The organism is Frankia sp. CgKIO3 (assembly GCF_977946435.1).
This window is the reverse complement of record NZ_CDWTMO010000238.1, coordinates 1-4,479: the sequence shown is the minus strand read 5'-3', so window position 1 is coordinate 4,479 and position 4,479 is coordinate 1. Positions and strand designations below refer to the sequence as shown.

The 4,479-nt window shown below is 68.6% G+C and carries 3 protein-coding genes; all 3 read right to left on the bottom strand.

Going from position 1 to position 4,479, the window contains the following annotated elements:
* Nucleotides 1-132: 132 nt before the first annotated feature.
* On the bottom strand, nucleotides 133-597 hold the full coding sequence (locus AC08OJ_RS18695) for an alpha/beta fold hydrolase (protein WP_476594560.1): 465 nt from the start codon (nucleotides 595-597) through the stop codon (nucleotides 133-135).
* Nucleotides 598-1,295: 698 nt separating this feature from the next.
* Nucleotides 1,296-1,652, bottom strand: coding sequence for a four-helix bundle copper-binding protein (locus AC08OJ_RS18690; protein ID WP_476594561.1), 357 nt, complete (start codon nucleotides 1,650-1,652; stop codon nucleotides 1,296-1,298).
* A 320-nt stretch (nucleotides 1,653-1,972) separates the two neighbouring features.
* Nucleotides 1,973-3,322 (bottom strand): amidohydrolase family protein, encoded by a 1,350-nt coding sequence (locus AC08OJ_RS18685; RefSeq protein WP_476596423.1) that lies wholly within the window; start codon nucleotides 3,320-3,322, stop codon nucleotides 1,973-1,975.
* Nucleotides 3,323-4,479: the final 1,157 nt, after the last annotated feature.

Sequence of the window (4,479 nt, the reverse complement as noted above, 5' to 3'; positions counted from 1 at the left end):
TACGGGACGGACGATGGACCCGCGTGATTCGCGCCGGCACCCGCCAAGGAAACGCCTGCTGAGCGCTTGGGACTCCCGCGGAGGCACACCCCGATCGGAGCGGCACGCGGGCGCGCCCGGCACCGGGCGAGATCAGTCGAGCAGCCGGTCCCGCTGCCGTTGCCGTGGGGCCAGCCGCGGGGCACGGAGGTTCTCGAGGAACAGCAGGATGTACGCGCCGACCGCACGCCGACCGGGGCCGGCGAGCACGCCACGCCCCCCGGGTAGCGACGCCAGCCGGGCCCGGCGCGCGGTCCGCGTCATCATGCGCACCAGCGCAAGCGGGCTGACCTCGTCTCGCTCGGCGTGGAACAGTAGGACCGGCAGGTCGGGCAGCGACCGTGGGATCGGCTGTCCCGGACCCTCGCCCGCGATCTTTCGGTACACCAGCGGCAGGTCGAGCAACACGAGGGCATCCGGCCGGACGGCTGGCGAACCGGCGCCGACCAACGCCCGCAGGGCCCCGCTGTCCGAACCCAGCAGGATGAACGGACCCTCGGGGGCACGCGCCTCACCAAGGGCGAGGACGGTGTCTCTCCCGTGGTCGAGAAACGTCACCTGATATCCGTCGAGCGCGAGCCGGAAAGCCAGGCCCTCGAAATGTTCAGCGGATTCTCCCCGACCGGGGAGAAGGACGACATTGGCTCTTCTCGAGTGGGTTGGATCACCGCTGGGCCAGTAACGGGTTCCCGGCCCCCCACATATCCATTGGGGCGCGGATAAACGTATGCTGACGAAACCAGGGACGACACAGCATGCTCCGATCGGAAACCGTCCAGAGATGTACCCGGTATTGACCGGACATCGATACCGAGGCAGCTGGCGTCCACGCAGGCAATGACGATCTGGAGACAGACCTATCGAGCGGCCATGCATAAGGAGAACGCCAGAGAGAACACCGAGCGAGGGAAAGCCGAGGAGGCTAGTAAAGCACGTGAATTGGCCGGGCCGGATAACCGGACGAGGCCACTCGCAGGAAATCGATGTGGCCACGGATGACCAGGGGGGTCCTCCGATTCACCCAGGAGGACATGACCATATTCTGCCTATCCGACGGCTACCTGTCAACATGGTCAATATTGTTACTCAGGTGTTTCACCCCATGTCCGCCCGAGGATACGTAACCGTAGCCACCAATCGTGACCGAGGCCACGTGGCACGTGGCACGTGCCGCCGCACAGCTGCACGGCCCCGGACGTCGGGGCGGAGTCGGGTGATCGCCGGCTACGCCCCGGCGCCGTCGGGCCGGACGCCGCTCAGGCGGCGGCGCCCACCATCGTGTTGCAGCTCTCCGCGCAGGATCGGCATGCGCCGGCGAGCTTGGCGAGCTGCTGATCCTGCGGCATCCTCTCGCACATCTCAGCGCACATCACGCAGATCCGCGCGCACATCGCGCACATTTCCCCGTGCATCGGCGACATCCGGCACATCATGTCGGCGCAGATCCTGGTGACGGCTGCGCAGTCCATCATCAGCCGCATGTTCGCCGACTCCATCATGGCGCCCGGCATGTCCATGCAGTAGGAGATCGTCTCCTCGCACAGGGCCGAGCAGGACATACACTCCTCGATGGCCTTCCGCATGTTCTTATTGATCATTTCAGCGTGCTGCATGAGAACCCTCCAGGCATTGGAGACGCGGCACCAAGTACCAGCAAATGACCCGGGCCACCTGACGTCAGCCGGCAGCAGGGCCCCTACGACAATAGCTTTCGGGGGCCGATCCGCATCTCGGTCAATCGCCGTCCCAGAGCGGATCCGACGAAAGCCCGCGAAGCCATACTAAGAATTCGTAATGAAGTAATTAATGCAAGCCAATATGCGTCTTCGCAGGTCACGGGCTCGCGAGGACCCCGAAGTAAACAAGTTATTTCATTCCGAATCCTAAGGGTATTTCTTTTGATATTTCGTGAACATTCTAGAAAACGGGAGAGTCAGCTGGACGGCGACGCCGCGGGCCGCTCGGGAGCGATTCTCGGCACCTCTTCCATCACCATGGTGGGGCGGACCAGGTTCCCGGGCAGCCGCGGGTGGGGCAGCACCGCACGACCGCCAAGGAACACCCCGCTCACGGCGCCCGGCCGCTCGAAGACCGACAGGTCCCCGGGGTCCGCGTCGAGCAGGATCGCGTCGAAGGCGGAGCCGACGGCGATACGGCCGGCTCCCTCCCCCAGTCCGAAGAGCCGGGCTCCGGTCGCGGTCGCGGCGAGCAGCGCCTCGGGCGGAGTGAGCCCGGCGCGGCGCAGCCGGCTGATCTCGGCCAGGTTCATGCCGTGCCGGGTGCGGTGCCGGGCGTCGCTGCCGAGCGCGATCGGCACCCCCGCCGCACGGGCGACCGCGATCGTGCCGGCCAGCGCGGCCTCGGTGGCCTCGGCCCGGTCCACCGCCCAGCCCGGCAGCACTCCGGTGGCCGCCAGCGCCGCCAGGTCCTGGTAGGGCGACAGGGTGGGGACGAGCGTCACCCCGGCGGCCGCCGTGGCGGCCGCCACGGGCTCGGTGAGCCCGATGCCGTGCTCGATGGACCGCGCTCCGGCGGCGACCGCGGCCTCGATCGACCGCTCGCCCAAGGCATGCATCATCACCGGGCGTCCGTACCGCCGGGCCTCCGCGACGGCGGCCGCAAGCTCCACCGGGCTGAACTGCGGCTCGAGCTGCCCCGGCCGGGCGGACATCACCCCACCGCTCGCGTAGATCATGATCCAGTCCGCACCCGCACGCAGAACGCCCCGCACCGACGCCGGCAGGCTGCCCGCCTCGGTAACGGTATGCGGGGGCCGGCCGGGATAGTCCGGCATGAGAACATCTTCGGCCGACTCCAGCCCGGGACCGATGATCGCCCCGTCACCGTGCCGCCCGGACCGGCTCAGCCCGACGACGGACACGGCGAGCCGCGGTCCGGGCACGGTGCCCGCGCTGACCGCGTCCCGGATGCCGGCGTCGGCGCCGCCGGCGTCCCGCAGGTGTGTGACACCGGCCGCCAACGACGCCCGCAACGCGGCGGCGGTCTGCAGGACCCGCGTGGACAGCGACGCCGTCGCCAGCTCGAACGGATCATAGGTGGACTGCGTGACGTGAGCGTGGCAGTCGACGACCCCTGGCATCAGCCACAGGTCGTGGGCATCAACGTCGACGGCGTCCCGGTCGAGGCCTAGTCGCGTGCCGACCGCATGGATGATCCCGCCGCCGACGGCGACGTCGGTCGGCTCACCGAAGCGCCCGGTCTTGTCGAGGACGTGCACCCCCCGCAGGACGAAGGCCTCGGCCGCCTCGGATCGTCCGGGCACCGTCGACCGCTCGGACTCGGAGCGGCCGGACTCGGACCGTTCCGTCGCGGTGGATCGCCCGTGCGCCGGAGGCTGCTCCGGAGTCAGGGATTGTTCCGATGATGCCAGGGGATCGGTCATGGCCAGCGCCGTTCCTGCCGTTGACGACGACCTCCAGCGCCTCGTTCCGGCCGGATCGAGCATCGACCGACAAACGCGCGGAGGCGGATGTCAGATCGAAGGTCGAGGCCGGGGTGCGGAAGGTCCGGATGTTCCGGAGGTCATCCGGAGGTCAACGGGGACAGGCCGCCGTGTTGACGCGGCAGGTGTCGATGTGACGGCGATGAGTGAGTTCGGCCGCGCGGCCACCCGGCTGAGGCCACGGCGTCGCCGTGATCCCGCACCGGTCGTCCGACACGACGTCTCCTTGTCTCCCACTCGCTCCCGGATTCACTCGCTCCCGGATAACCGCGCTCAGTGTCATCCGTCACACTCCACCGTAATCACCGGTCCCGGATGACGCAAAGGGTCGAAGGACGAGCCGGTCAGGTCCGCTCACGGGCGAGCAACTCGTAGGAACGGACGCGATCCACGTGCTCGTAGGCGATCGTGGTGATCACCGGCTCGTCCGCGCGCCCAGGCAATGGCACACGATCGGCCTGCGGCGTTGACGGCAGGTTGACCGCCGTGATGAGATCATCCGGTGTTCAGTCCGGCCGTTCTCGTTACGCGTGGCCACGTTGACTTCTCCCTGGTGAGTTCCGCCATCTGTACCGCGCGCTGAGCCGCGCGGCGGACGCGCTCGTCCCGGCGCACCCTCAGCGCGTTCCCGAGATCCACCGCTCCGGTCCGCTCCCTCGGCCTGGCCGGCCATTGAGCCGACGCGACCGGAGGCCGGCGCAACCAGCACCCCCCTCTCCTCACCTCGGCGCCCGCCGACCCGGAGGGCATGCCCGCATGCCGGTTCGACATCCGACGGCGTCGACATCCAACGGCGTCGACGAGCCCGACGCGGCACCCGGACCCCGAGCACCGATCCTGGTGAAATGACCGTGCCGGCCAGCCAGTGCCGGCAGGGATGTACCGGCGCGGATCCACCCGCGCAGCTCCACCCGCGCACGTATGTCCCCGTGCGACCGGCACCTCCTCCCGCAACATCACCTTGTTCCATAGGGATC

Excerpts from the sequence above, each read along its gene's own strand:
- AC08OJ_RS18690 (WP_476594561.1), bottom strand. The coding sequence starts at position 1,652 with ATGCAGCACGCTGAAATGATCAATAAGAACATGCGGAAGGCCATCGAG.